General features: G+C 56.2%; 25 protein-coding genes. 14 read left to right on the plus strand and 11 right to left on the minus strand.

All coding sequences use genetic code 11. From position 1 onward, the window contains the following. Positions 1-56: 56 nt before the first annotated feature. A complete protein-coding gene (locus tag J5Y17_RS09290; protein WP_219784969.1) occupies positions 57-1,037 on the minus strand; it encodes a GDP-L-fucose synthase in 981 nt (326 codons plus the stop codon). A gap of 274 nt (positions 1,038-1,311) precedes the next feature. Between J5Y17_RS09290 and J5Y17_RS09295 the strand changes: the two genes are divergently transcribed. Genes J5Y17_RS09295 through J5Y17_RS09330 form a run of 8 tightly spaced genes read left to right on the plus strand, consistent with a single transcriptional unit; the run spans position 1,312 to position 10,681 of the window. Beyond that, positions 1,312-2,565, plus strand: coding sequence for a WcaI family glycosyltransferase (locus tag J5Y17_RS09295; RefSeq protein ID WP_219784970.1), 1,254 nt, complete (start codon positions 1,312-1,314; stop codon positions 2,563-2,565). 42 nt (positions 2,566-2,607) lie between these two features. Further along, complete coding sequence (gmd, locus tag J5Y17_RS09300; RefSeq protein ID WP_219784971.1) at positions 2,608-3,726, plus strand: GDP-mannose 4,6-dehydratase; 1,119 nt, start codon at positions 2,608-2,610, stop codon at positions 3,724-3,726. Between the two features lie 36 nt (positions 3,727-3,762). Then, on the plus strand, positions 3,763-4,857 hold the full coding sequence (locus tag J5Y17_RS09305) for a glycosyltransferase family 2 protein (protein ID WP_219784972.1): 1,095 nt from the start codon (positions 3,763-3,765) through the stop codon (positions 4,855-4,857). Between the two features lie 56 nt (positions 4,858-4,913). After that, positions 4,914-6,200 carry an oligosaccharide flippase family protein gene (locus J5Y17_RS09310; protein ID WP_219784973.1) on the plus strand — a complete coding sequence of 429 codons (1,287 nt, stop codon included), beginning with the start codon at positions 4,914-4,916 and terminating at the stop codon, positions 6,198-6,200. A 1-nt stretch (position 6,201) separates the two neighbouring features. After that, on the plus strand, positions 6,202-7,440 hold the full coding sequence (locus J5Y17_RS09315; protein WP_219784974.1) for an O-antigen ligase: 1,239 nt from the start codon (positions 6,202-6,204) through the stop codon (positions 7,438-7,440). A gap of 8 nt (positions 7,441-7,448) precedes the next feature. Next, positions 7,449-8,591, plus strand: a complete 1,143-nt coding sequence (locus tag J5Y17_RS09320; protein ID WP_219784975.1) for a glycosyltransferase — start codon at positions 7,449-7,451, stop codon at positions 8,589-8,591. Between the two features lie 3 nt (positions 8,592-8,594). Next, positions 8,595-9,782 (plus strand): glycosyltransferase, encoded by a 1,188-nt coding sequence (locus J5Y17_RS09325; RefSeq protein WP_219784976.1) that lies wholly within the window; start codon positions 8,595-8,597, stop codon positions 9,780-9,782. After that, positions 9,779-10,681, plus strand: coding sequence for a glycosyltransferase family 2 protein (locus tag J5Y17_RS09330; RefSeq protein ID WP_219784977.1), 903 nt, complete (start codon positions 9,779-9,781; stop codon positions 10,679-10,681). Before J5Y17_RS09325 ends, J5Y17_RS09330 begins: the two co-directional genes overlap by 4 nt. A 23-nt stretch (positions 10,682-10,704) precedes the next feature. Here J5Y17_RS09330 and J5Y17_RS09335 read toward each other — a convergent pair whose 3' ends face one another. The 4 genes from J5Y17_RS09335 to J5Y17_RS09350 all read right to left on the minus strand — a co-directional run bounded on the left by J5Y17_RS09335 (position 10,705) and on the right by J5Y17_RS09350 (position 13,360). After that, positions 10,705-11,550: a sulfotransferase gene (locus J5Y17_RS09335; protein ID WP_219784978.1), complete on the minus strand. Its 846-nt coding sequence runs from the start codon at positions 11,548-11,550 to the stop codon at positions 10,705-10,707. Positions 11,551-11,666: 116 nt separating this feature from the next. Continuing rightward, positions 11,667-12,002, minus strand: coding sequence for a hypothetical protein (locus J5Y17_RS09340; protein WP_219784979.1), 336 nt, complete (start codon positions 12,000-12,002; stop codon positions 11,667-11,669). A 313-nt stretch (positions 12,003-12,315) separates the two neighbouring features. After that, positions 12,316-13,089, minus strand: coding sequence for a hypothetical protein (locus tag J5Y17_RS09345; protein WP_219784980.1), 774 nt, complete (start codon positions 13,087-13,089; stop codon positions 12,316-12,318). A gap of 4 nt (positions 13,090-13,093) precedes the next feature. Beyond that, entirely contained in the window at positions 13,094-13,360 is a 267-nt protein-coding gene (locus J5Y17_RS09350; protein WP_219784981.1) for a hypothetical protein, read from the minus strand. Between the two features lie 240 nt (positions 13,361-13,600). Between J5Y17_RS09350 and J5Y17_RS09355 the strand changes: the two genes are divergently transcribed. Then, positions 13,601-15,715: a YjbH domain-containing protein gene (locus J5Y17_RS09355; protein ID WP_370628912.1), complete on the plus strand. Its 2,115-nt coding sequence runs from the start codon at positions 13,601-13,603 to the stop codon at positions 15,713-15,715. 5 nt (positions 15,716-15,720) lie between these two features. Continuing rightward, positions 15,721-16,365 (plus strand): YjbF family lipoprotein, encoded by a 645-nt coding sequence (locus J5Y17_RS09360; protein ID WP_219784982.1) that lies wholly within the window; start codon positions 15,721-15,723, stop codon positions 16,363-16,365. Positions 16,366-16,373: 8 nt separating this feature from the next. Here J5Y17_RS09360 and J5Y17_RS09365 read toward each other — a convergent pair whose 3' ends face one another. Then, complete coding sequence (locus tag J5Y17_RS09365) at positions 16,374-17,387, minus strand: polyprenyl synthetase family protein (protein WP_219784983.1); 1,014 nt, start codon at positions 17,385-17,387, stop codon at positions 16,374-16,376. A gap of 59 nt (positions 17,388-17,446) precedes the next feature. Here J5Y17_RS09365 and J5Y17_RS09370 point away from each other — a divergent pair, with 59 nt between their 5' ends. From J5Y17_RS09370 to J5Y17_RS09380, 3 genes are all read left to right on the plus strand, one after another. Next, the gene (locus tag J5Y17_RS09370; protein WP_219784984.1) at positions 17,447-17,665 is read left to right on the plus strand and encodes a DUF2007 domain-containing protein; all 219 of its coding nucleotides are present in this window, start codon (positions 17,447-17,449) and stop codon (positions 17,663-17,665) included. Next, entirely contained in the window at positions 17,662-18,423 is a 762-nt protein-coding gene (locus J5Y17_RS09375; protein WP_219784985.1) for a methyltransferase, read from the plus strand. The genes J5Y17_RS09370 and J5Y17_RS09375 overlap by 4 nt, the downstream gene beginning before the upstream one ends. A gap of 136 nt (positions 18,424-18,559) precedes the next feature. Beyond that, positions 18,560-18,727 (plus strand): YdcH family protein, encoded by a 168-nt coding sequence (locus J5Y17_RS09380; protein WP_219784986.1) that lies wholly within the window; start codon positions 18,560-18,562, stop codon positions 18,725-18,727. A gap of 9 nt (positions 18,728-18,736) precedes the next feature. Here the strand turns inward: J5Y17_RS09380 and J5Y17_RS09385 are convergent, their stop codons facing one another. The 4 genes from J5Y17_RS09385 to J5Y17_RS09400 all read right to left on the minus strand — a co-directional run bounded on the left by J5Y17_RS09385 (position 18,737) and on the right by J5Y17_RS09400 (position 22,747). Continuing rightward, entirely contained in the window at positions 18,737-19,600 is an 864-nt protein-coding gene (locus J5Y17_RS09385) for a DMT family transporter (RefSeq protein WP_219784987.1), read from the minus strand. A gap of 91 nt (positions 19,601-19,691) precedes the next feature. After that, the gene (locus J5Y17_RS09390) at positions 19,692-20,414 is read right to left on the minus strand and encodes a beta-ketoacyl-ACP reductase (RefSeq protein ID WP_219784988.1); all 723 of its coding nucleotides are present in this window, start codon (positions 20,412-20,414) and stop codon (positions 19,692-19,694) included. Between the two features lie 162 nt (positions 20,415-20,576). Further along, positions 20,577-21,752: an acetyl-CoA C-acetyltransferase gene (locus tag J5Y17_RS09395; protein WP_219784989.1), complete on the minus strand. Its 1,176-nt coding sequence runs from the start codon at positions 21,750-21,752 to the stop codon at positions 20,577-20,579. Between the two features lie 167 nt (positions 21,753-21,919). Then, complete coding sequence (locus tag J5Y17_RS09400) at positions 21,920-22,747, minus strand: EAL domain-containing protein (protein WP_219784990.1); 828 nt, start codon at positions 22,745-22,747, stop codon at positions 21,920-21,922. 342 nt (positions 22,748-23,089) lie between these two features. Here J5Y17_RS09400 and J5Y17_RS09405 point away from each other — a divergent pair, with 342 nt between their 5' ends. Continuing rightward, positions 23,090-24,376: a PAS domain-containing protein gene (locus tag J5Y17_RS09405; protein ID WP_255571995.1), complete on the plus strand. Its 1,287-nt coding sequence runs from the start codon at positions 23,090-23,092 to the stop codon at positions 24,374-24,376. Here J5Y17_RS09405 and J5Y17_RS09410 read toward each other — a convergent pair. Beyond that, the gene (locus J5Y17_RS09410; RefSeq protein ID WP_219784992.1) at positions 24,336-24,923 is read right to left on the minus strand and encodes a TlpA disulfide reductase family protein; all 588 of its coding nucleotides are present in this window, start codon (positions 24,921-24,923) and stop codon (positions 24,336-24,338) included. The genes J5Y17_RS09405 and J5Y17_RS09410 overlap by 41 nt on opposite strands. Positions 24,924-24,933 lie beyond the last annotated feature (10 nt).

Genomic DNA, 24,933 nt, shown 5'->3' on the forward strand with positions numbered 1-24,933 from the left:
TCCGCGCTGACGGTGTTTTTGCCGCCAAAAGGATCACGATCTCGCCCGAAGACCGCTTATTTAGACCGAAGTTGATCCAAACCTTGCGCAAGGAACCAGCCGTAGGTTTCTTCGATGCCCTGTTCGAGCGGGGTTGTCGCAGTCCATCCAAGGCGGGCCAGTCGGCTCACATCCATCAATTTACGCGGGGTGCCGTCGGGTTTCGTGGCGTCGAACGCAAGTGTGCCCGAAAAGCCCGTGACGCGGGCGACGATCTCGGCCAGCTCGCGAATGGTAACATCCGTGCCGGAGCCGACGTTGATGTGGCTCAGCATCGGCTCGGTTTCGCGCTGATAGGTCTCTTCGTCGAGGTCCAGAACAAAAAGTGAGGCCTCGGCCATATCGTCGACATGCAGGAATTCGCGCATCGGTTTGCCCGACCCCCAGACGGTGACGGTTTCATCGCCGCGCAGGGCCGCTTCGTGAAAGCGGCGGATCAGTGCGGGCAGGACGTGCGAGTTCTCCGGATGGAAATTATCGCCCGGTCCATAGAGGTTTGTGGGCATCACCGAGCGGTAGTCGACACCGTATTGGCGGTTGTAACTTTCGCAGAGTTTGATGCCCGCAATCTTCGCAATTGCATAGGGTTCGTTGGTGGGTTCGAGCGTCCCAGTCAATAAGGCATCTTCGCGCATGGGTTGTTTGGCCATTTTCGGATAGATGCAGGAGGACCCGAGTTGCAGTAGCTTTTTCACGCCAGCTTCATAGGCCGCATGGATCACGTTGCACTCGATCATCAGGTTTTCGTAGATGAACTGCGCGGGGTAGCTGTTGTTAGCGATGATGCCGCCGACTTTCGCTGCGGCCAAGATGACTTGATCCGGTTTTTCGCTTTGCAGAAACCCGCGAACCGAAGCCTTGTTGGTCAAATCAAGCTCTTCGGAGGTGCGAGTGACGAGAATCACATCTTCACCTGCGGCTTGTCGGTCCTGCAATCGCCGCATGATTGCGCCTCCGACCATGCCGCGGTGTCCGGCAATATATATCTTTTTCGTCATCGATTGCTCTCGTTCAGCTGTGTGAAAAGTCTGAATTTTAGGCGCTGTGGTCAGAAAGGGTATTTACAACCACTGCGTGTAGCGATCTTTCTTTTTATGCGTGACATTTTTTCTGCAATTGCACAAGGGTGGTGTATGCTGCACGTGCACAATAAGGGTCGGAGCTGCGTAAATGGTGATTTTTCTGAGCGTCATTCGACGTGTGCCTTGACCATGCCGAACGCAAAGCCTGCGTTGCGGCGGGCCTTCTCCAGCCAGGGAAAGCGGTGGTGATTTGAAAGTACAATGTCTCAGTCTGAACTACGCGCCGGAAGAAATCGGCATCGCGGTGTACTCGACCGGTTTCGCCAATGAACTGGCCGCGCGTGGGCATGAGGTTTCGGTGCTGTGCGCGCATCCTTATTATCCGCAATGGCGTCTGAGGCAGGGCTGGCCCAAATACACCTATCGGACGATCCAAGCGGACAAGGACACGCCGAAAGTCGTGCATTGCCCGCTTTACGTGCCCAAGACGCCGACCGCCAAAACCCGCATGCTGCATTACGCGAGCTTTGCCTTGACGGCCTTTCCGCGGATGATTGCGGATGCTGTAAAGGACCGCCCGGACGTGATTTTCGTGGTCGCGCCGTCTCTTGTCTCTGCAGTCACCGCTTGGGTGACCGCCAAGATGACCGGCGCCAGGCTTTGGCTGCACATCCAAGATTTCGAAGTCGAAGCCGCGTTCGCAACGGGGGCGATTGCGCCTGAAAGTCGGCTTGGACGGGCAGCGCGGGCCTTTGAGGCGTGGATGATGGGCAAGTTCGATATGATCAGTTCCATCTCGGGGCCTATGCTCGATAAATTGCGCAAAAATGGCATCCCCGAGGACAAGATTTTCGAGTTCCGCAACTGGGCGAATTTGCAAAAGGTCAAAGTCATTGAAGGTCTCTCGCCAATGCGGGCGGAGCTTGGGATCGAGACCAAATACGTGGCCTATTATTCCGGCAACGTCGCGGCAAAGCAGGGGCTTGAAATCATTCCCGAGGCGGCGCGGCTTTTGGCGAAGCGTGATGATCTGACGTTTGTGATCTGTGGCGAGGGGCCTTTTCTAGAAACGCTCAAGCAGAAGGCAGAGGGGTTAAACAACATCCGTTTTTACCCGCTTCAGCCGTTTGAAAAGCTGAGCGATGCCTTGGGCATGGCCGATGTGCATCTGTTGCCGCAGATTGCGGGTGTCGCTGAATTGGTTCTGCCTTCGAAGCTGACGAATATGCTGGCCTCCGGGCGCCCGGTTGTCGCCACCGCCTACCCCGAGACTGCACTTGCACAGGAGGTTGAGGGCGCAGGCGTCGTCACTGAACCCGGAAATGCAAAGGCTTTCGCCGAGGCGATTGAAACCCTGTTGGACGATCCCGAACAGCGTCTCGCATATGGCCGAATGGCCCGGCACCGAGCTTTGGAAAATTGGGATATGTCGGCCATTTTGGACCGTCTTGAAACACGCATGACTCATCTCGCCGATCGGCGCGTTTCTGTTGAACTGATTTGAATTTGTAACACTCGCGGTAAGACCCTGAAGGGATACAAACAGATGAAAAAGGCACTGATCACCGGGATCACCGGGCAAGATGGCTCATATCTGGCGGAGTTTTTGCTTGAGAAAGGCTATGAGGTCCACGGGATCAAGCGTCGCGCCTCTCTCTTCAACACCCAGCGCGTGGATCATATTTACGAAGATCCACACACAGACAATGCGCGTCTTAAACTGCATTACGGTGATCTAACCGATACGTCGAACCTTACCCGCCTGTTGCGCGACATTGAACCGGACGAGGTTTATAATCTCGGAGCCCAATCCCATGTCGCCGTGTCTTTCGAGGCGCCGGAATACACCGCCGATGTGGATGCCACGGGCACGCTGCGCCTATTGGAGGCGATCCGTTTCCTCGGTCTTGAGAAGAAGACCCGGTTCTATCAGGCGTCCACCTCAGAGTTGTTCGGCAAGGTGCAGGAAATCCCGCAAAAGGAAACCACGCCGTTCTACCCGCGCTCGCCCTATGCCGTGGCGAAAATGTATGCCTATTGGATCGCTGTCAATTACCGCGAAAGCTACGGGATGTATGCCTGCAATGGCATCCTCTTTAACCATGAAAGCCCGCGCCGTGGTGAGACCTTTGTGACCCGCAAAATCACGCGGGGGCTGTCCAATATCGCGATGGGGCTGGAGCCCTGTCTCTATATGGGCAACATTGATGCGCTGCGCGATTGGGGTCATGCCCAAGACTATGTGCGGATGCAGTGGATGATGTTGCAACAAGGCGCTCCCGAAGATTTCGTGATCGCGACCGGGGTGCAATATTCCGTGCGCGAATTCATCGTCTGGACGGCACGCGAGCTTGGCATCGACCTAGAGTTTTCGGGGCAGGGTGTGGACGAGGTTGCCATCGTCGCATCCGTCACCGGCGACAAGGCCCCCGCTTTGAAACCCGGGGATGTCATCATGCGCATCGACCCGCGCTATTTCCGTCCGGCCGAGGTGGAAACGCTTTTGGGTGATCCGACCAAGGCCAAAGAAAAACTGGGCTGGGTGCCGGAAATCACCGCGCAGGAGATGTGTGCCGAGATGGTCGAGGAAGACCTGAAATCCGCCAAACGCGTGGCGCTTTTGAAAGAGCACGGGTTGGAGTTGCCGGTGTCTCTGGAGGGGTGAGTTTCTAACCTCACCTCGCTGCATCAGGAGAACAATATGTCCGCCTTAGCACCCCAAGACATGCCGAGCTTCGCGATCACGTTTACGGTCAAGAACGAATGGGATTTGCTCCAATTTGCGCTGCCGTATTTCGAGGCGATCGGGGTGGCGCGCGTGTATCTGTTCTGGGACCAAACGACGGATGAGGCGCCCGAAGAGGTCAAGGCGTTCAATTTTGTTGAGGCGCGCGATTGCGTGTCGCTGGACGAAATCAAAACCCCGGGCCGTTGGCTGTCGGAGTTGAAGCCCGAGACGCACATGGATCACAGAAAGCGCCTCAACACCATGTTCGCCGCGCAAGAGGCGCACAGGGCCGGGATCAACTGGATCAGCTGTATCGATCCTGATGAAATCCTTTTGCCGAATGAGGGGGATGCCTCTCTGCGGGCAAGTTTGGCGGCCATTCCCGAGGATGTTGATCAGATCATCGTTCCCAATCTGGAAGTTTTTCCTGTTCCGCGAGAGGACGAAAATCCGTTTCGCTCACAAACACTGTTCATCAACCGCATGGAGCGCGTCGATGCGATCTGGCGGTATGTCGGCGCGGGTCTCAGCCGTGTCCTGTCCCCGCGCCACGTCGCGTTTTGGCGGCATACACTTTTCCGTTTCGTGACCGCGGGCAAATTCCCTCCCAAGATGACCAATCCCCTCACTGGGACGCCTATCCACCGAAGCCTCTATCTCGGGTATAACAACTGTAAATCGTTCATGCGCAGCGGGCGTGCCCCTCTCTACAACTACAATATCCACAAATGGGTGGCCATTGACGAGGCGCCGAAGTCCATCAAGGGCGGGCGCGTCTTGCATTACTATTTTCCAAGCTACGCGTATTTCATTAAGAAGTTTCGCCAGCGCCCGTCGAACATGCGTTTGAAGGTCTTCGACACCCCCTATCAACTGGGGGAGATTTCCAGAAACGCCTCTCGTGAAATGTCCAAGATCTTCTTTGAGCAACAGATTTGTTGTTCTGATCCTGCGGCCACTCAGGCGTTGCTGGACCGCGGCATCATCACGCAGATTTCGGATGTTTCAGACGTCTTTGACCGTCTTCATAAAGACACGCCCAGCACCTCAGACCCGATCACGTCTTGAAACAACACTGCGTCTCAAACGTCAGCGCTTTGGAAGGCAATGAAAGAAGCAAGCGAATGTTCAACCGCAAGATAGAGAACAACGTGTTTTGGCGCCTTCTGACGGGGACGGCCGCCAATTCCGTTGGGAAGCTCTGGCAGCTGGCCATTCAATTGGCGACAATTCCAATCCTGACTTATTTCTGGGGCGTGGAAGGGTTGGGGGTCTGGTTGATGATTTCCACGATTCCCAACTATCTGGCCTATTCCGAGCTCGGTGTCGGTGCTGCGGGTGTCGTGGAAATGACGCGGCTTGAAACTCTTGAGAAAAAGGCAGAGGCGAGGATCGTTTTCAACACGACATGGATCTTTCTCACCGGCATGACCGCCCTTGTCGGGGTCTTGATCGCTTGTGGCACCGCAGTATGGTTTTTGCTGGCGCAAGACGACGACGGTGCCGTTTTCACCGCTTCGGAGATCGCGATAGCGGTATTTCTCACGGTGCTCGCTACACTTCTCTCCATTCAGATGAATATTCGCCGCCTCGTGTTCCAGGCCACCCACAAGTTTGCCATTGGTGTCCTGACGCAAGACTTCCTTTTCATGCTGACCTTGGCGGCGATGCTTGTCGCGGTCAGCCTGGGGGCCGGTCTGGTTGCCGCTGCATCGGTGCAATTGCTGACCCGGATCGTCGCCCTACTGCTCTATATCCGCTTACAGCGGCGGTATGAGCCCGAGTACACCGTCAGCTTTAAGGCTTTCGACAAATCGACGCTTCGCCGGCTTTTGAAACCTTCAATGGGAGCCTTTGCGCTCACATTGGCAAATTCGTTCGGATTGCAAGGGGTCGTTCTGACAATCGGCTGGACGCTGGGACCTGCCGCAGCGGCCGTCTTTGCCTCCACCCGTATGCTGACGCGTATTCCGATGCAATTTTCCGGACTTGTGACGCGTGCGAGTTTACCCGAACTGACGCGGGCACAAGTGGATGAGAATACTGTTTTGACCCACCGGCTGATGCGCCTGAATGTTGGGCTGACACTGAGCGTCATGGCGCCTGCTCTGGTGATCCTGATCCTCTTCGGGCCGCAACTCCTTTCCCTCATCAGCCACAATGAAATGGACCAAACCCATCTCGCATTCGCCTTGCTCGGGCTGGCCGCGACCTTTTGTGCAATTTGGACGACGCTGGGAACCCGGCTCATCGCCGTAAATCGCCAGTCAGAGTTCGCTTATCTGGCGCTGGTTTTGTATCTCGCGTGCGCCTTGATCCCCATTTTGTCGAAGGAGACCATCATTGCGACCCTGATCGCATTGGCCTTGGCAGATGGTGTGATTGCAGTGAAGACGTGGAAGGCCAAGTGACATGACAGATCGCCTCCCTCCCGTCTCTCTTGCGCGCATTCGTCCAGCTTTCTTTGATGTGTCCATCTGGCTGCCGATATTGTTCGCGACGGTCACTTTTCCTTTATTGCAGCTTTCTAGAAATAGAGCGGGTGAGATCGATGGCAGCGTAAGCTTTGCGTATGCGGCTTCGATCTATTTGGCACTTGTATGCCTGTCCGTAATCATCGTGCGACATACAAGAATTCTCAAAAGCTTTTTCAAACCCTCGGACTTGCTGTTGCTCCTGTTTTTTGGCGTCGCAGTTCTTCAGGTCTTTGCGATTGAAAAAACATCCATTCTCTTGAATATCATTGTTTTTATCGGAGCAGGATTTGCTATTCGCGCGCTCGGGTATTCGGAAAGAGTACGAAAATCTTTCGTCTACAGCAGTCTAATGCTCTGTGCGTTTATCGTTGCTGCATATGTTCTTAAAGGCCCACCGGTTGACCGCTGGCTCGGTGGCATCCATCCAAATGTCTTTGCCGCTGCATGCGTTGCTATGGTTGCATTGTCTTTCTTCGGCCCGCGTTGGTGGAGCGATTTGGCGCTGGCCATTGCCCTAGTCTCAGCTTTGGGGGTCAGCAGTAGATATGCAATCGTAACCTGCATTTTGCTCTATGTGCTTTTATGGTCCTTCAATTTTAGGCAAATCGGGCCCTTGCGTCTATTCGCACTCATGGCGTTGCCCTGCATCCTAGTCTTCGATCTTTTGTTCAATCAGGCGAATTCGATACTTGGCGATGCATTGAAGCTCTATGATTCCTCGCGTGGGATCTCGAGCGGCCTAAGTGGGCGAGATGGGCATTGGAGCTATTTCCTCCCACAATTCACAGAAAGGCCGCTGATCGGTTACGGGTTCAGAAATCGCGGCGCCTATTATGGTGCGCACAATGGCTTTCTCGATGTTTTCCTTCAAATGGGACTGCTCGGCGGGGTGTCCTTTTTTCTGTTCGTCCTCCTGCGGTTCAAAGAGCTCTGGAGGGAGGCGCAATCTTCAGCCCCGGGTGCGATGAAAGGCCGCCTGTTTTCCATTCTGACGGCGCTGGTCATAGGTGCACAGTTGCAGCCGCAGTTCATCAACTTTGGAGATCCATTCGGCATCATGGTGATGATCTGTCTTTTCTCGCGGCGAAGGCTTGAAGCTGACATGGAGGCAAGTTCGGCTCCTCTACTCGCGAGAAAGCGGCCCAGACTCAAACTCGCAAATCTTTATTTCTGAGGATCAGGATGCAGCACAAAATCACCTTCCTCTGGGACAACTTCGGTCCGCTTCACATCGACCGCATCGACGCCTGTGCGCGGCTTCTCGAGGGGCGTTATCACGTCAGTGGAATTGAAATCTGCGGCGAGAGTTATGCCTATGATTGGCGCACCGGGGACGAAGGCGCGTTTGAGAGAAAAACCCTGTTTTCAGGTACAAATTTGCGCTCGCTGAAATTCTGGCCGTTCTTGAAGGCGTTAATCCGTACCAGCAAAGGGGACAAAGGCGCGCATTATGTGATGTGTCATTGGAACGAGCCCGCCATCTTCGCGTTTGCTTGCTGGCTGCGCCTTAGGGGGCGAAGGGTTTACACGATGGGGTGCTCGAAATTCGATGACAAGCCGCGCAAGCTGAGGGGAGAGGTTCTCAAAAGCCTGATGTTTCTGCCCTATCATGGCGCCATCGGGTCGGGAAAACGCAGTCGCGATTATTTCCGGTTTCTCGGGGTCGCCCAAACCCATGTCGTCGGGGAATATAACACGGTGTCTCAGGACCGCATTCGCGCCCAGGCCGGTTACGGTCCGATGACGGAGGCGACGCCGGATGAAGGCCCCGCATTTGGTGAACGCGATTTCCTCTGTGTGGCGCGTCTGGTTGAAAAAAAGAACCTTCCGAATTTGCTCGACGCCTTTGCGCTCTATTGTCAGAGCACGGACAGGCCACGCCAATTGCGGTTTTGTGGGTCTGGCCCCTTGGAAGACATGCTTAAAGCGCGGGCGCAGGAGCTCGGGATAGAACCTTATGTGTCTTTCGAAGGGTTCCTGCAAACGGAAGACATCTCAAAATTGATGTCGAAGGCACTGGCACTTTTGTTGCCAAGCTATGAAGAGCAATTCGGAAATGTCGTGCCTGAAGCGCAGTCTTTTGGGCTGCCGGTCCTGATTTCCGATAACGCGGGGGCACGAGATCGGCTTGTTCTGAGTGGTAAGACCGGGTTCGTGGTCGAGCCCGACAACCGCGAGGGCATGGCGTATTTTCTGGATCAATTGGCGTCCTCTTCAGATGCTTGGCGTAGACTGCGTGTGGCCGCCTTTGAAGTGGCGCCCCTTGGCGACGCCATGCGATTTGCCGAGGGCGTGGAAGAGTTGGTTGACCGAGGTAAGGGGTAAGTCATGCGCATTCTGCATCTCATTGCATCGGTCAATCCGAAAGGCGGCGGGCCGATTGAATATGCTCGGATGATGTCGGAGGCGCACAAGCGCATGGGCCATGCGCCGGCATTTGTGACCTTGGATGCTGCGGATGCGCCTTGGGTCAAGGCGTTTGAGTTTCCTGTTTTGGCCGCGGGGTCTCGCCGGCGCGGATTAAACGCGATCAGGCGGTACCATGCTGCGGTTGCTGAGGCTGCAAAAGATGCAGACGTGGCCGTGATCCACGGGTTGTGGAATGTCGCGACGTTTGCGGGGCTTTCGGCTCTCAATGCCCAAAACATTCCTTGGGTCACGTTCAGCCACGGGATGCTTGATCCCTATTTTCGCGATCTGAAGCCCGTCAAACATTGGCTGAAACAAGCCGTTTGGACGGCGGCGCAGGGCAGGGCGCTGAGCGGGTCCTATCGCGTGCTTTTCACATGTGATGAAGAACAGCGGCTTGCCGAAAATGCCTTCTGGGGACATCAGACCTACCGCAGCAAAGTTGTGGCGTTCTGTGCAACAGATCTGTCTTTGCTCCTTGAAAACCCGGAGGCCGATTTCGAGGCGTTTCAGGCACAGGTTCCGGCGCTTGGCGCGCGCCGCTACCTTCTTTTTCTGAGCCGCATCCATCCGAAAAAGGCTTGCGACAACCTGATCAAGGCCTTCGCGTCGATTGCGACAGATTATGGAGATGTCGATCTCGTTTTTGCGGGGCCGGACCAGACCGGATGGCAAAAAGATTTGCAGCAGCTTGCGCAAGACTGTGGGGTCGAAGCGCGCGTGCACTGGGCGGGGATGACGTCCGGCGCACAAAAGGCGGCGGCCTTTGCCAATGCGCTGGCTTTCACGCTTCCATCTCATCAGGAGAATTTTGGCATCGTTGTCGCAGAGGCCCTGTCGACGCGAACGCCGGTCCTCATTTCCAAGAAGGTGAACATCTGGAAAGAGATCGTTCAGGATCATGCCGGATTGGCGTGTGACGACACCGTAGAGAGCACATCCCGGATGCTGCGCAATTTCTTAGCTTTGTCAGATGAGGGGCGTGCAGAGATCAGAGCTGCGACACGTCCCTGTTATGAAAGACGCTTTTCCGTCGCCGCCGGGGCACAGGACCTCGAAGCCGTCTTGTCCGACGCCATAGCTGCCGCATCGGAGGGGGCATCATGACACAAACCATCACCGCCATCATCCTCACCTTTAACGAAGAACAGCATATCGAACGGTGTATCCGGTCGCTGGACGGCGTTGCTGAGCGGATCTGCGTGATCGACAGTTTCTCGGCGGACCGCACCACGGAAATTGCCAAAAGCCTTGGGGCAGAGGTCGTGCAAAATCCGTGGAAGAACTACGCGACCCAATTTCAGTTCGGGCTGGAGACCTGCGATATCACCTCTGAATGGACAATGCGCATCGATGCGGATGAGTATCTGGAAGAGGGGCTGAGGGCCGCTCTGAAGACATGGCTTGCGACGCCGAAAGAGGCTGTGAATGCGCTGTATCTGCGCCGCAAGATGATCTTTCTCGGACGCCCCATCACCCATGGTTTTTTCTACCCGGCGATGATGCTTAGGGTCTGGCGCACGGGCGCAGGCCGGATCGAGCAGCGCTGGATGGACGAGCATGTCATCGTCGACAGCGTGCAAAGCGAAACGGTTGAGGGCGGTGATCTCGTGGATCACAATCTCAACGATCTCACCTGGTGGGTTGCCAAGCACAACGGTTACGCGACGCGTGAGGTCTATGACATGGTGGAAATCATGGAGCGGGACCGAGCAACGAAAGACGCCGGGATGGAGAAAATGACCGGCCAGGCGGCACGCAAACGCTGGCTCAAGGAAAAGGTTTATTCCCGCATTCCATCAACTCTGCGGGCGAGTCTGTACTTTGTCTATCGGTATGTTTTGGGGCGCGGTTTTCTGGATGGGAAGGAGGGATTTTTCTTTCATTTTCTTCAGGCCTATTGGTACCGCACCCTCGTCGAAGCCAAGTTGTTGGAGCTTCAGAAAATCGCCGCGGGCAAGGCTATGACGCCGTATGAGTATTTGAAATCGGAAAATATTCTTTAGCCTGAGTGCAAGAAGGCCGATCCCTAGACCTCATATCCAAGAAACGCGAGGCTCCTGCCTGCGATCTTTTTGTATTCCGCGATTTCCTCCGGCGTCATTTCGGTCCGCCAGCGTCCGACCGTGGCCGGTGTGATCGCCTGCCCGAGACGCTCAAACGCCTTTTCACCTGCGCGTTTGTCGTCGCTGGCCTGAGAAGGATGCAATTGTGTCTCAAGTTCTGGCTCGAGGCCGAGGAAACGGCAGATGTCACTGAGTTGGCGTTCAGGAGAGGCCGTGAACTCCTCATACCGCACAAGTTTCACACGGTTGGCACCCTCCTTCAAATTCATGAGCGGAAAGACGCAGGCGTTGTAATAGGCTGCGTGGCTTGAGAGGACGTTCGCTTGCGGAATGTTCTGGGCGGATCGGCCCGAGCAAAGTGTGTCACGCCCATCTCGCACCACGAACACCACTTTCGCCTCGGGCATACGGTTTAGGATGTAGGCCAGATTGCGCGCGTGCTGCGGTGTCTTTTCAACAATCCAGCTGTCTTCGGGTCTGTCCGGGAAAGATCGTCGGTGAAGGAGATCGAAAAACCCGATCAAAGAGCGGCTGTCGGCGAGCGCGCTTTTGTAAATCTCTTCCGGCACATAGTCCGCAAACCGGGAATAGTCGAAAATCGGGCGAGGTGAGACGATGTTGGTTTCGAGCGGAAACCCGAATACTTTCGAGTGGTTCAGGATCAACCTCTGGAGCAGAGTTGTGCCCGACCGAGGTGGCCCCATAACAAAGACCGTTTTAAGATCACTGGTCTCGGACGCATACCATCTCACGGCGGTTTTCAGCATGAAATCGGGGCGTTTGAGATATGATTTTACGACGGGGTGCATTTTAACTCTCTGATTTGAGGGCAAACCGGTACCAACCTGACAGGATAAAAATAGCAGGTTCAAAGCTGGATGTCCCTCATGAGGCCGTCCCCAGTCACCACTTTATTCTAGGATGCTTATTTGTTGGGATCAAAGTCTCGGGTTTTAACCTTTTGAGCGGGATTTCCCGCATAAACGCCCCAAGGTTCCAGAACGCCAGAGACAACTGAGCGGGCGCCAACGACACATCCTTCGGAGACAACACAGCCGGGTGAAACGAAGGCTTCTGCACAAACCCAGGCCCGCGCTCCAATCTCGATCGGGCGTGTCACAAGCGGATTTGTCGCGCGCGTGTAGTCATGCGTTCCGCCGCAAAGAAACGCACGTTGTGAGACAATTGCGCCTTCGCCCAGTGAAATCCGGGCCATATTGTAGCATTCTACGCCATCTGCCAGCACCGAATTGGCTGCCATTTCGAGGTTCGGAGGATACCAGATTTTGGCCCCGCCTCGGACGGAGGCCTGCGGATGGACCTGCGCCCCAAAGAGGCGCAAAAGCAGCAAACGCCACCGGCGAAGTTGCGGTGGCGTCCAGCTGGCGAAGAGGAGCCAGACCGCACGGAACAAAACCCGTATCAGTTTGTGTCGTAGCGGAAAATTGGCCGCGTTCCTGCGAGAAATAATCTCATCGGGGATTGCTGATGTGCTGGGGTGTGGCTGTCGGTCGGACATGAACTCTCCGCTTTCACAAGGCGCCACCTCATTTGTACAAGGCCGCCGACAAAGCTCAACTGTTCATTTGCTCTTCAAGCCAGTCGATGACCAAGGACGCGTCATCGGCACCTGTTTCAGCGTAGACCCCTCCATAGAACTTGAAATTCCCAAAGCCGTCGCGCCCGCCCTGTGTCCCCCGACCCATGCGCAGCTGTTTGGTCGGGGCCGAGTAAATGTGGTCATTGCCCAACAGGCTAGTTTGCCCGCTGAGATAGGCAAAGCTATCGGCACCCGTAAACATGGCCATAACGACCGGAGACAAGGGTAACTGAAGTTCAAAGTCCCGACGTTCCACGCCGGACGCGCTGTTGGAAAGTCCAAGCGCTTCGCCGCTCAAAGCCCCACTCTCCCAGCCAACGGATACGCCGCCGCTCTGGTAATTCGCGTCCGACATAATGCTGCCGTTTCCTGCAGGGACAGAGAGCATTTCAAACGCCGCTGCCAAGATCACCGAGGACGAGGTCGTCGCGATAAGACCTGATGACTGGAGAAAGTCGTTCACGCCGTCTGTGGTCAGCCAATGTTTGCTGCCGTTGGTGTGATAGACAGGCCGCGCCGAGGCCGTCGCTTGCGTCAAATGATACCCGTTCCCGCTCTTGTCGCGCATTGCCCCGACGGGGGTGCCGCTCGTTGTGACGGGGATCATCATGGCAGCATCTTGAAACAAGGTTGAAAGATCGCCTGGATCATACCATGCGACAAGCCCGCTCAAGTCTGTCGGGGAAAAACTGGCTGAGGTGCGCTGTCGCAGAGCACACCCGATGAGCCCAAAATCCAGTCCAAGCATGTGGTTACCTCACCATAAAGGCGTGGATGCCCGAGGCAGTCGTTCCGGTCGCGTTAACGCGGCGAACCCCGACCGGAAGAATGGCAAAATCGGCGACAGTGACCGTCCGATTCTCCCCTTTTTGCGTGACAATCGACAGCGTGCCCGCGCCTTCGACATAAAGCGCAACGGCGACCGTGTCGAAATCCACGCTGTCGGAAGGCGTGACCGGACTGAGATCGGTGGCCGGGCCATTCAGGGAGGGGGCGCGGTTCTTGAAGGGGTCAGACATGGTGGATCCTTTGCTCATTGTTCAGGCCAAGCACATCGCAAGCCGAGACTTCGATGCGGTTCGCCAAAGAGCTAAAGAAAATCCTTTATCAAATCTGAAAACGAGCGCGCGCTGGCCGTGCAACACGCTGCAATTCAGACACAGATCAAAATGGATATGAAATTCAACCTAAGGTTGGGCTTCACAAGGGCACTTTATCATCTATGCTGCATTGCAACATCATCACGCGCAGGTGGAGCCGTGACCGTTTTGCACAATAGCCTAGGACTTTCGACCTCACTGATTTTGTTAGGATTGTGTTCTGCTCAGGCGCAAGACGTAGAGCTGCGCTTTCCTGTGTCGGAATTCGGCACCCCCGGCTTGATCGACATGCCAACGGGTGAGGTGTTCGAGGATGGCACGTTGCTTTTGGCGTCGTCCTTTCAGGATGGAGTTCAAAAATACACACTGAGTTTTCAGCTCACACCACGAATCTTTGGCTCATTCCGCTATGCCATCGTCGACAGTTTCGATGGCGGGGATGGTGCGCGCTATGACCGCAGTTTCGATTTTGGCTATCTGCTCGCGGAGGAAACTGCTCTACGTCCCTCTATGGTTGTGGGACTGCGCGATTTTGGCGGAACGGGGGTCTATGGCTCCGAATATGTCGCCGCGACCAAGCATTTTATGGATGACCGCCTCTCCGTGACGGGTGGCATCGGCTGGGGGCGATTGGGCAGCTATGGTGGCTTTCAAAACCCGCTGAATTTTTTCTCTGACGCATTCAACAACCGTTCGGAAAGTGTCGGCGCCGGCGGAGACACCGGACAGCTCGACTTTGATCAATGGTTTCGTGGAGATGCGGCCGTTTTCGGGGGACTGGCGTATCAAATTAATCCGCGGCTCACTTTCGCGCTTGAATACTCATCGGACGCGTATGAGACCGAAATCGCGAACGCCGGTTTCGAGCATAAGACGCCCATAAACGCCGCACTGACCTACGGGTTCAATAATGGCGGAGGGCTGACGGTTTACGCGCTGCATGGGTCTGAGATTGGGTTTATGGCCAGCCTACCAGTCCATCCGCAAAAGCCACGATACAGCAGCGGGATCGAAGGGGCCCCGCCCGCCCTCTTGCCGCGCCGGACGGCTGCGGCTCTGTCATGGGATGAGGCTAGCCTTCAGACTCGAGATAGCCACCTCTTTGCGGCTCTCGAAGCAGAGGGCATTGAGCTTGAAGGTGTTACAGTCCAAGGCGACACCGCCACGGTGCGCTTTGCCAATGGACGCTATCCCGCTGCGGCGCAGGCGCTTGGGCGCACGGCTCGGGTTTTGGCCAACACGACACCCGCAGAGATCTCGACCTTCCGGCTTGAGGCCACAGCGAATGGCATGACCACCTCTCGCACCACGCTGCGCCGATCCGATCTCGAAGAGTTGGAATACGATCTCGATGGCACGTGGCGCTCCTACGCCCGCGCTCGGATCGAGGATGCGCCCCGGACGGAAAGCCAATCTGTTTCAGGGGTCTATCCGAAGTTTGATTGGCGCATTACGCCTTATCTTGACCCGGCCTTGTTTGACCCCGACGAGCCCATACGCGCCGATCTCGGAGTTCAGGCCGAGGCGTCTTTTGCCCCTGTGCGTGGCCTGATTTTCTCCGGCACGATGCGTCAGCCGATCGCTGGCAACCTCGACGAAAGCACACGCCCCTCGAACTCCGTTCTGCCGCATGTGCGCACCGACAGCGTGTCCTATGCGACGCAATCCGATCTTGAGATCAAGCATCTGACGGCGGAATATTTCTTTCGCCCCGGCACCAACCTCTTTGGCCGCGTCACGGCGGGCTATCTTGAAACTATGTATGGTGGCGTCTCCGGTGAGCTGCTTTGGAAGCCCGTCAATGGCCCGCTCGCGCTGGGCGCTGAGCTTAACTATGCCAAGAAACGCGAGTTCGATCAGCTGTTCGGCTTTCAGGAGTATGACATCGTGACCGGTCATGCCTCTGCCTATTATGATTTCGGCGGGGGTTATCTCGGTCAGGTCGATGTCGGACGTTACCTCGCGGGCGACTATGGCGCGACCTTCTCCTTGGATCGCGAATTCGACAACGGCTTCCGGGTCGGTGCTTTCTTTACCCTCACGGATGTGTCCTTCGATGACTTTGGCGAAGGCTCTTTCGACAAGGGGATCCGTTTCACGGTGCCGATCGACTGGCTGAGCGGCACCGCGACGCAAGGCGGCTATGGCACGACCATCCGCCCGGTTCTTCGGGATGGTGGTGCGCGTCTCGATGTGCGCAATCGTCTCTACGAGGTCGTTCGCGGCTCGCAAACCAACGAGTTGGAAGACCGTTGGGGCAAATTCTGGAGGTGACCGACATGTTGCGCCGCATCCCTTTTGTTGCTGTTCTTTTGACGGGTTTGGCGGCCTGTTCCTCCAATCCTGAGGACAGCCGCTTGCTCAAGGACTATTTTCAAGGCGCCGATGAGGCCGAGCCGAATGCCGCCTTTGTGGCTGCGCGTGACGTCAATGCGCCGACCTATATCGGCTCGCTGCAAACGCAGGAGAACGCCTATACGTTGTTCGCCCGGCAAACCACCAATGCCAAAGGTGAATCCACCTGGGTCTCTCCGGACAATCTGTCTCTGGGGATGGTCGATGGCATGATCATCGCGACCCGTGGCTTTGGCGATGATCAGATGGCCGGGGATGCGCGTCAGACACTGGCTGCGCTCAAAACGGGTCAAAATCGGATCACGGAGCATTTCGTCACCCGTCTCGACGGCGACAATCAGGCGCGCACGCTTGCCTTCCGCTGCGACGTGGCATTTCAAAAACAGGATGCCGTGCAGCTGAGCGAGGCCTACACCGCCAATACGGATTTGTTCCTCGAGACCTGCCGAAACGGTGAGACGGATTTCGTCAATTTCTTTTGGATCGAACGCGGCAGTCGTCAGATCGTCCAGTCGCGGCAATGGATCAGCGACGAAACCGGCGCGTTGGCGCTCCGTTTCGTCAAGTAGTCACTCCGTTAGCGGACGCGGGCGACCACGTAGTCTGCGATGTCCGAGAGCATCTCGACAATCTCGCCATTGGGCAGGGCCTTGAGCGCGTCCTTGGCTCTCGCGGACCACTCCAACGCCACATCGCGCGTGTCTTCCAGCGCGTTGTGACGGTTCAGCAGAGCAATCGCATGGTCGAGATCGCCCTCTTCCTGCTTGCCCTTCTCGATGGTCCGCACCCAAAAGGCGCGTTCTTCATCGTCGCCTTTGGCAATCGCCTTGATCAGCGGCAGGGTCAGTTTGCGTTCGCGGAAATCGTCGCCGATGTTCTTGCCGGTCTGCTCGGAGCCCCAGTAATCCAACAGATCGTCGACGATCTGGAAGGAAATCCCAAGCGCATCGCCATAGTCGAACAGCGCTTTGACCACCGTCTCATCGGCCTCGGCGAGAACGCCACCGACTTCGGTCGCCGCAGAAAACAGCGCCGCCGTTTTGCCACGTACGACTTGCAGGTAGATGCTCTCATCCGTCTTCAAATCCTGCGCTGCGGTGAGCTGAAGCACCTCGCCCTCGGCAATCGTCGCTGAGGCGTTCGACAGGATCTGCAACACGCGCATATTGTCCGCGTCTGTCATCAACTGGAACGCGCGCGCGAAAAGGTAATCGCCGACCAGAACCGAAGATTTGTTGTCCCACAACAGGTTGGCCGTCGGACGCCCGCGACGCTGAGCGCTTTCGTCCACCACATCGTCATGCAAAAGCGTCGCGGTATGGATGAACTCGACCGTCGCGGCGAGGTGGACGTGATAGGGACCCTCATAGCCACAGGCCTTTGCCGCCGCCAGCGTCAGCATCGGGCGCAGGCGCTTGCCGCCCGCCTCGATCAAATGCGCGGTCACTTCGGGGATGCGGGGCGCGTGTTTCGAGGACATCCGCTCTCGGATCAGCGCATTCACCGCATCCAGCTCCGGCGCCAAAGCCAAGGCCAGTTTCTCATGCGGCTTGACGGCAGCTTTCTCCAGATCCACTTTCTCCAGCCCCATGTGCGATCCCCCGCTTGCTCTGCTCGACAAACCTTTCGGACTGCCGTTAAATCAACGTGATGAAACAGCTTCTCCGCACCACCGACCCGACCCAGATCGTTTATGCCAAAGCCCTTCTGTCGGGGGAGGATATAGACTGCTTTGAAATGGACGTCCATATGAGCGTCCTCGAGGGCAGCATTGGCATTTTGCCGCGTCGTCTCATGGTCCGCGACGAAGACCTCAATCAGGCGCGGCGCATCCTCAAAGACAATGATTTCGAGTTGGAAGATTTGTGAACGCCTCCTCTGATCTGAGCTGCGACGCCTTTCTGGGCGGGCGGCTCAACATTTTTCAGCCCGTCAAAGGGTACCGTGCAGGTGTCGATCCCGTGCTTTTGGCGGCGGCGACGCCCGCGCGCCTCGGTGAGAGTGTTCTTGAATTGGGCTGTGGGGCGGGCGTCGCTTCCTTGTGCCTGCATGCCCGCATTGAAAACCTGCATCTGACCGGGGTGGAACTTCAACCTTTCTACGCCGATCTTGCGCGCCGCAACGCGGAGGAAAACCGCGCCGACCTCACTGTTTTCACGTCAGATTTACGGCATTTGCCGTCAGAGTTGCGCGCACAGAGTTTCGATCACGTCATTGCCAATCCACCCTACTATGAACGCAGCCGTTCGACGGCCGCAGATGACGCCGGGCGCGATTTGGCGCTGGCCGGAGAGACGCCTCTGGAGGCATGGGTCGATGTGGCGGCCCGGCGGTTGAAGCCGAAGGGGTATCTGACGATGATCCAGAAAGCGGATCGCCTGCCGGACCTGATTTGCGCGATGCAGGGGCGGTTGGGCTCAATCCGCGTGCGCCCGATCCAACCCCGTGTCGGCCGTGTGGCCGAACTGGTTCTCGTTCAGGGGCGCAAAGGCGGTCGGGCTGCATTTATCCTCGAACCGGCACTTTTGATGCACAAAGGCGTGCGTCACGAACACGATGGCGAGAGCTATGCTGACGATGTGCTAACGATTTTGCGAGATGGCGCATCCTTGCCGTGGTCGCGTTAAGGGTTTGGCAATATTTCGCGTGGGAGCCTATATGGGTCACATTGTTGCAAAAACAAGCCGTGACACGACTCAAATTCTATGGTGCACTTGTTACATAGCTTTTACAAAGCTGCACCCCAACTAGAGAGGAGAAGACATGAGCTTGACGTCCCACATTGAGGAACTGAAGAAAAAGCACAAATCCCTCTCGGAGGCCGTTGAACACGCCCAGCGTTCGCCGTCTACCGATGACCTTCGGATCGCCGATCTGAAGAAACAGAAACTCCGTATCAAAGAAGAGATCGCGCGCCTTTCCACAACCTGAAGCGCTTTATCAACGGGCTTGGCGGCTTTGATATGCGGCCAGCCCTGCGCCCGCTGTGATCAGCAGGGCAGATAAAATCAGGGTGGCGCGGGGTTCTGCGATCTTCGCGCCGACCAAAACAAGCGTGGACAGCAATGGCGCGGCGTATGACGCAGTTCCCAAAAGCTGAATGTTTCCTCGCTTCACCCCAATATCCCAAACATAAAATGCTGCGCCGACAGGTCCAAGACCGAGCGCGATCATGCTTGCCCATCCCAACTGGGTCGAGGGCCAGATGGTCTCCTCCAACGCCAGATGCGCGATCAGCGACAGGACGGCTGTGGCGAGGCAATAGACCGTGACTACCATGCTCGACACCGACTGAAACCGGCGCGAAATCACAGAATAACTCGACCACGTCAGCGCACAGGCCCCTGCAAGCAGGTATCCCGCCACGTGCCCCTCGACAAAAGACGCTCCTTTCGCGACGATAAGTGCCGCGCCGAGAAACGAAATGGCCGCGCCGAGCAGATGCAGCGGGCGCAGATGCTCTCCCGGTAAAAGTCCTGAAAACAGCACGATCAACAAAGGCCAGAGATAGGCGATCAATCCGGCTTCGGCGGGAGGCGCGGCTTTGAGGGCGGAGAAATAGAGGAAGTGATAGCCAAAAAGCCCCACGGTTCCAAAGGCGTAAATCGATAATGGCACACCGCGCAACTCATGCCAGCGCTTGCTCACGGTGGTCCAGACGACCCCGATGGCGCCGCCGATGGCGAAACACACCGCGTTAAGCTGCAAAGCGGGAACTTCGCCCGCGCCCACGGTGAACAGGGCCAAAAGCGCCCAGAGCAAGACGGCGATAAATCCGATGGCGGTGGCAGTGGTTTTGGTCATACCGGCGATTAAGGCGGATTTTGCCGGGAGAGCAATAAAAAAGGGGCCGCACTCATGCAGCCCCAATCGCTTATGGCGTTTGCAGTCCCGATCAGGCCAAATATTGCCCGCCGTTGGCGGTAATGGTCGACCCTGTGATAAAGCCCGCCTCATCGGAGGCCAAGAACACGACGCAGCGCGCGATGTCTTCCGGTTCGCCCAGTCGGCCGACGGGGATGGTCGAAATGATCGATTCACGCACTTTTTCCGGCACAGCCATGACCATTTCGGTCGCGATATAGCCCGGGCAGATCACGTTCACGGTGATGCCTGCGCGTGCGCCCTCTTGCGCCAGAGCTTTGGTAAAGCCGATGTCACCGGCTTTCGCAGCAGAGTAGTTGGCCTGACCAAACTGGCCTTTTTGACCGTTGATCGAACTGATGTTGATCACACGGCCGAATTTGCGTTCGCGCATGCCGGGCCAAAGCGGGTGGGTCATGTTGAACACGCCAGACAGGTTGGTGTCCATCACCTCTTGCCACTGTTCGCGGCTCATCTTGTGGAACGGCGCGTCGCGCGTGATCCCCGCATTATTCACGAGAACTTCGACCGGACCGAGGTCGGCTTCGACCTTGGCGATGCCGTCCGCGCAGGCATCGTAATCGGCCACAGACCATTTGTAGGTCTTGATGCCGGTTTCTTCGGTGAATTTCGCGGCCGCCTCATCATTGCCGGCATAGGTCGCTGCCACGGTGTAGCCAGCCTCTTTCAAGGCCATGGAAATGGCTGCGCCAATCCCGCGTGATCCCCCGGTCACAAGAGCAACTCTGGACATGATATCCTCCTTATCACTGTTCCCTTAGAAATCTTGTTATCCAAAATATTTCGCATTCGCAATATTATTACTTATGCAAATGCAGAATATTTTAAATCCTCTATCTGGATTCGTCTAACAAGCTTAGATGAAGGGGCCGTGACGGCCCCTTCTCTCATTGGATCAATCGCGCTCGAGGCAGACAGCAACGCCCATGCCGCCACCGATGCAGAGCGTGGCAAGGCCTTTCTTGGCGTCACGGCGCTGCATTTCAAACAGCAGTGTGTTGAGGATACGCGCGCCAGAGGCCCCGATCGGGTGACCGATGGCAATAGCACCGCCATTGACGTTCACGATGGCCGGATCCCAGCCCATGTCCTTGTTCACGGCACAGGCCTGAGCCGCGAAGGCTTCGTTGGCTTCGACGAGATCCAGATCCTCTGCCTTCCATCCGGCTTTTTCGAGCGCTTTGCGCGAGGCAAAGATCGGACCAACGCCCATGATCGACGGATCAAGACCTGCGGTGGCATAAGAGGCAATGCGCGCAAGCGGTTTGATGCCACGTTTCTCGGCGTTCTCGGCAGACATCAAAAGCGCACCTGCCGCACCATCGTTGATGCCGGAGGCATTGCCCGCCGTCACAGAGCCTTCGCGATCGAACGCCGGGCGCAGTTTCTGCATGTTCTCGAGAGTCGCGCCGTGACGGATGTATTCGTCCTGATCGACAACGATCTCCCCTTTGCGGGTTTTTACCGTAAAGGGCGTGATCTCATCCGCAAATTTGCCAGCTTTCTGAGCGGCTTCGGCTTTGTTTTGCGAGGCAAGTGCGAATTCGTCCTGCATCTCGCGGGAAATCTGCCACTGGTTGGCGACGTTTTCGGCGGTGATCCCCATGTGATAGCCGTTGAAGGCATCCCAAAGACCGTCCTTGATCATCGAATCGATGAACTTCATATCGCCCATCTTGTGACCCGCACGCAGGTTGGCGACGTGGGGGGACAGCGACATGTTTTCTTGGCCACCGGCGCAGACGATGTCCGCATCTCCGAGCATGATGTGCTGCGCGGCCAGAGCGATCGTGCGCAGGCCGGATCCACACACCTGGTTGATGCTCCAAGCCGCGGCTTCTTGCGGAAGGCCTGCATTGATATGGGCCTGACGCGCCGGGTTCTGGCCTTGGCCTGCAGTCAAAACCTGACCGAGGATGGTTTCAGACACTTCCCCTTTTTCGATGCCGGCACGTTCCACAAGCGCTTCAAGGACGCAGGCGCCAAGATCATGCGCCGGGGTGTTTGCAAAGGAGCCGGAAAAACTTCCGACGGCGGTCCGCGCTGCGGATGCGATAACGACATTGGTCATGATGACAGTCTCTCTCCCGATTGTTTAAGGGGAGATTGCCCAAAGGGCGTGGATTTTGCAACAAAGTTGCTCGACTCCCCTGATTTAGGTCTATGCTGCGCACGCAGCATAATCAACCTTCATCGGGAAGCTGGGGCGCTTTGCCGTCGTTTTCTTGGGTCGAGGTGTCAGCCAACTTTACGCGTCCGCTCTCGATTGCGCCAAACCGGATCAATGGTCGCCGCACCAAAATAGTGCCCTTGCATACAATCGATCCCGATTTCGGTCAGATACTCTGCGTCGGCGGAGTTCTCCACAAATTCCGCAACGGTATACATGTCGAAATGTTTCGCGACGGAGACCAGAGCCTGCGTTAGCACTTGGTTGTCTGTATTCGAGGCAATGCCGCGGATGAATTCCCCATCGATTTTCACGATGTCGAAATAGAAGTCCTTGAGGTAGCGAAAGGCCGTGTAGCCCGCGCCAAAATCATCCAGCGCAAAGGAAATGCCCATCGACTGAAGCTCCGACATGAAGACGGAGACCAGATCAGGCATGACCATGGCTGAGCTTTCCGTGATCTCTAGGATCAGCCGCTCTGCGATTGTTGGCCCCTTGGCCAAGCCGGCTGCGAGCGTTTCTTTCCACCTGGGATAGCCGATGGAGCGGGCCGACATGTTGATTGCCAGGCGGAGATCAGGATGTTCATCGAGCGCGCGCAGGCCCAGCTCAAGCGCTAGACAGTCCAGCACGCGCCCCGTTTCGGTTGTTTCCGCCACATCAATGAATTCTCGCGCGGGAATCACGCGTCCCGTTTGGTCAAGTACGCGAACTAGGCCTTCGTAAAAGGCGGGTCGATCAGGGCGCAGAGTTTGAACGATGGGTTGATAGGCCAGCATCACCTGTTTTTTGCGCAAGGCCTCCTGAACCATACCCATCGTATTCAGATCACGGCTCGCAATCGCTGCGGACAGTGGGCTTCCTAATTCGTTATGGTCATAGAAAGAGTCGTTCATCCCGTCACCTTGTATCGCGTTTGCCTTGCTGAACTGAATGTGGCGGGGTTGGGATAACAGCGGGTAAATCATTAAATTTGATGAGAAATTTCGTAAATTTTCGATCAATAGCCTAACGCCTTGAGAACTCTGAAACTTCGCTGTCAGATGAGGTGAACGGCATAATAAGAGACAGATTTTCTTAGAATTTTTAGTTCAATATGATGCTGCCCCCTTCGTCGAGACAACATCGCACCTGAGGTGGAAGCGATTCTCTCGAAAAAGTTGGGTAAGGTGATTTGGCTTAACCAGATCGAAAGCAAGCTTTGGTTCTCTGACGCAAACAGGACAATGAGAACTGACATGTCGCTCCAATATTCCACGACCAGCTTTGCTGCACATAAAGACGAAGCCCCCTTCGCGGTCGCAGAACTCTTCTTTTCCCGCACAGATGATCGTGGCGTGATCGCGGCAGGCAACGAAGTTTTTCGGCGTATCTCGGAATATTCGTGGGAGGAACTCGTCGGTGCGCCGCACAAAATCATCCGCCACCCGGATGTGCCGAAGGGCGTTTTTTACATTTTGTGGGAGCGAATCAAAAAAGGCCTGGCGACAGGAGCCTATGTTAAAAACCGCGCCAAGGATGGCCGATACTATTGGGTCTATGCCATCGTCTCGCCGGTCGAGGGCGGCTATGTGTCGGTCCGGCTCAAGCCGACCTCTAAGGTGTTTGAGACGGCAAAAGCGGCCTATGCGGAATTTCTGGAGCAAGAAGAACAAGACGGGCTCACGCCCGAGCAAAGTGCTGCCGCCATTCGGACCAAGCTTCGGGAGCTTGGGTTTCCGACCTATGGCGCGTTCAGTTCCTATGCGATTGCTCAGGAAATGCATGCCCGCGATCTCGCGCTGTCGCGGGTTGAGGACAGCCGCCTGAAAAGTCTGAAAAACTTACTTCCAACTCTGAAATCTTTGGATGAACAACAAAAATCCCTCTTTGATTCCTTCGCGAAGATTCGAGGCATCCCTTCAAATATGCGGATCGTGGCGTCGCGACTGGAACCCGCCGGCGGGCCGATTTCAGCGATTTCACAGAACTATCGTCTGATGTCGGATGAGGTGACGAACCATCTTGGCGGATTTCGCGTCGAGAATGGCAACAGAACTCTGACCGAGTCCGTGATGGCGCGCGTGTATCAGGGGCTGTTCATGATGGCCGCTTCCCGTCTTCAACGAGAGGTCAAAGAGGTCGCGACGGAGGCTTTGACCGGAGGTGCAGAACAGGAGGGGTTCCATCAAGAGGTCGAGGTGCTGACCAAACTGCTAGATGACTACACGCTCGAAGCTGGCGGTGTTTTGTTATCCGTTTTCAATGATGTGACCGCTTTGGCGCGTTCGGCCAAAGATCTGCGGCAATTGGTGACGGGGCTGGATTCGATCCGCGTGCTTTGCCGTGTGGAGGCGGGTCGACTTGGCGCTCAGTCTGTCTCACTGACACCAGTGATTGATCAGCTCGATACGTTTCATGTCGAGATCGACAAAACTTTGGAGCAGATTCTGGCACTTGCAGATAAAATTAAGACGCTGGTCGAGGCCGCGATGCCGCGCAGTTTCAGTGGTTCTCTTCAATATCACGCGGCTGGGCGTCGATAAAATATGACATGATTGCCTGAGCGGAGGGGGAGAACCACTCCGCATCACCGGTCATCCGCGCGATTTCCTGACCTTCGGGTGAAATCAGGATGGACACAGGCAGGCCCAGAACCCCCATCTCACGCGCCATGGCGCCTTTGGCGTCGACACGCAGCGGCAGGGTCTTGATCGCGGCTTTTTCATAAAAGCTTTTGAGGGCAGGAACCGGGTTATGCCCCGTGGCAATCGGCAAGACGGTCAGGCCCCGATCCTGAAATTCTGCGGATAGAGCATCCAGAGCAGGCATTTCCTTGCGACAGGGCGCGCACCAGGTGGCCCAAAAATTCAAAAGTACGTACTGCCCCTGATAGTCCGAAAGTGTTTCTTCATTCCCGTCGAGGTCCGCAAAGGGCAGGGCGCTGACCTCTTTCGGCTCCGAATGAAACCCCAGTTTCTGCATGCTGCCTTCGCGCAGAGCCATCGCTGCGTCGAGGTCGAGCGCGGCGGCAGGAATTGCACCCAGGCTCAGGGCCGTATAAAGGGTGGCGACAATCAGCTTTTTCAACATGCGGGACACG

The organism is Celeribacter sp. PS-C1 (genome assembly GCF_019429625.1).
In the GTDB taxonomy this organism is placed as follows: Bacteria; Pseudomonadota; Alphaproteobacteria; order Rhodobacterales; family Rhodobacteraceae; genus Celeribacter.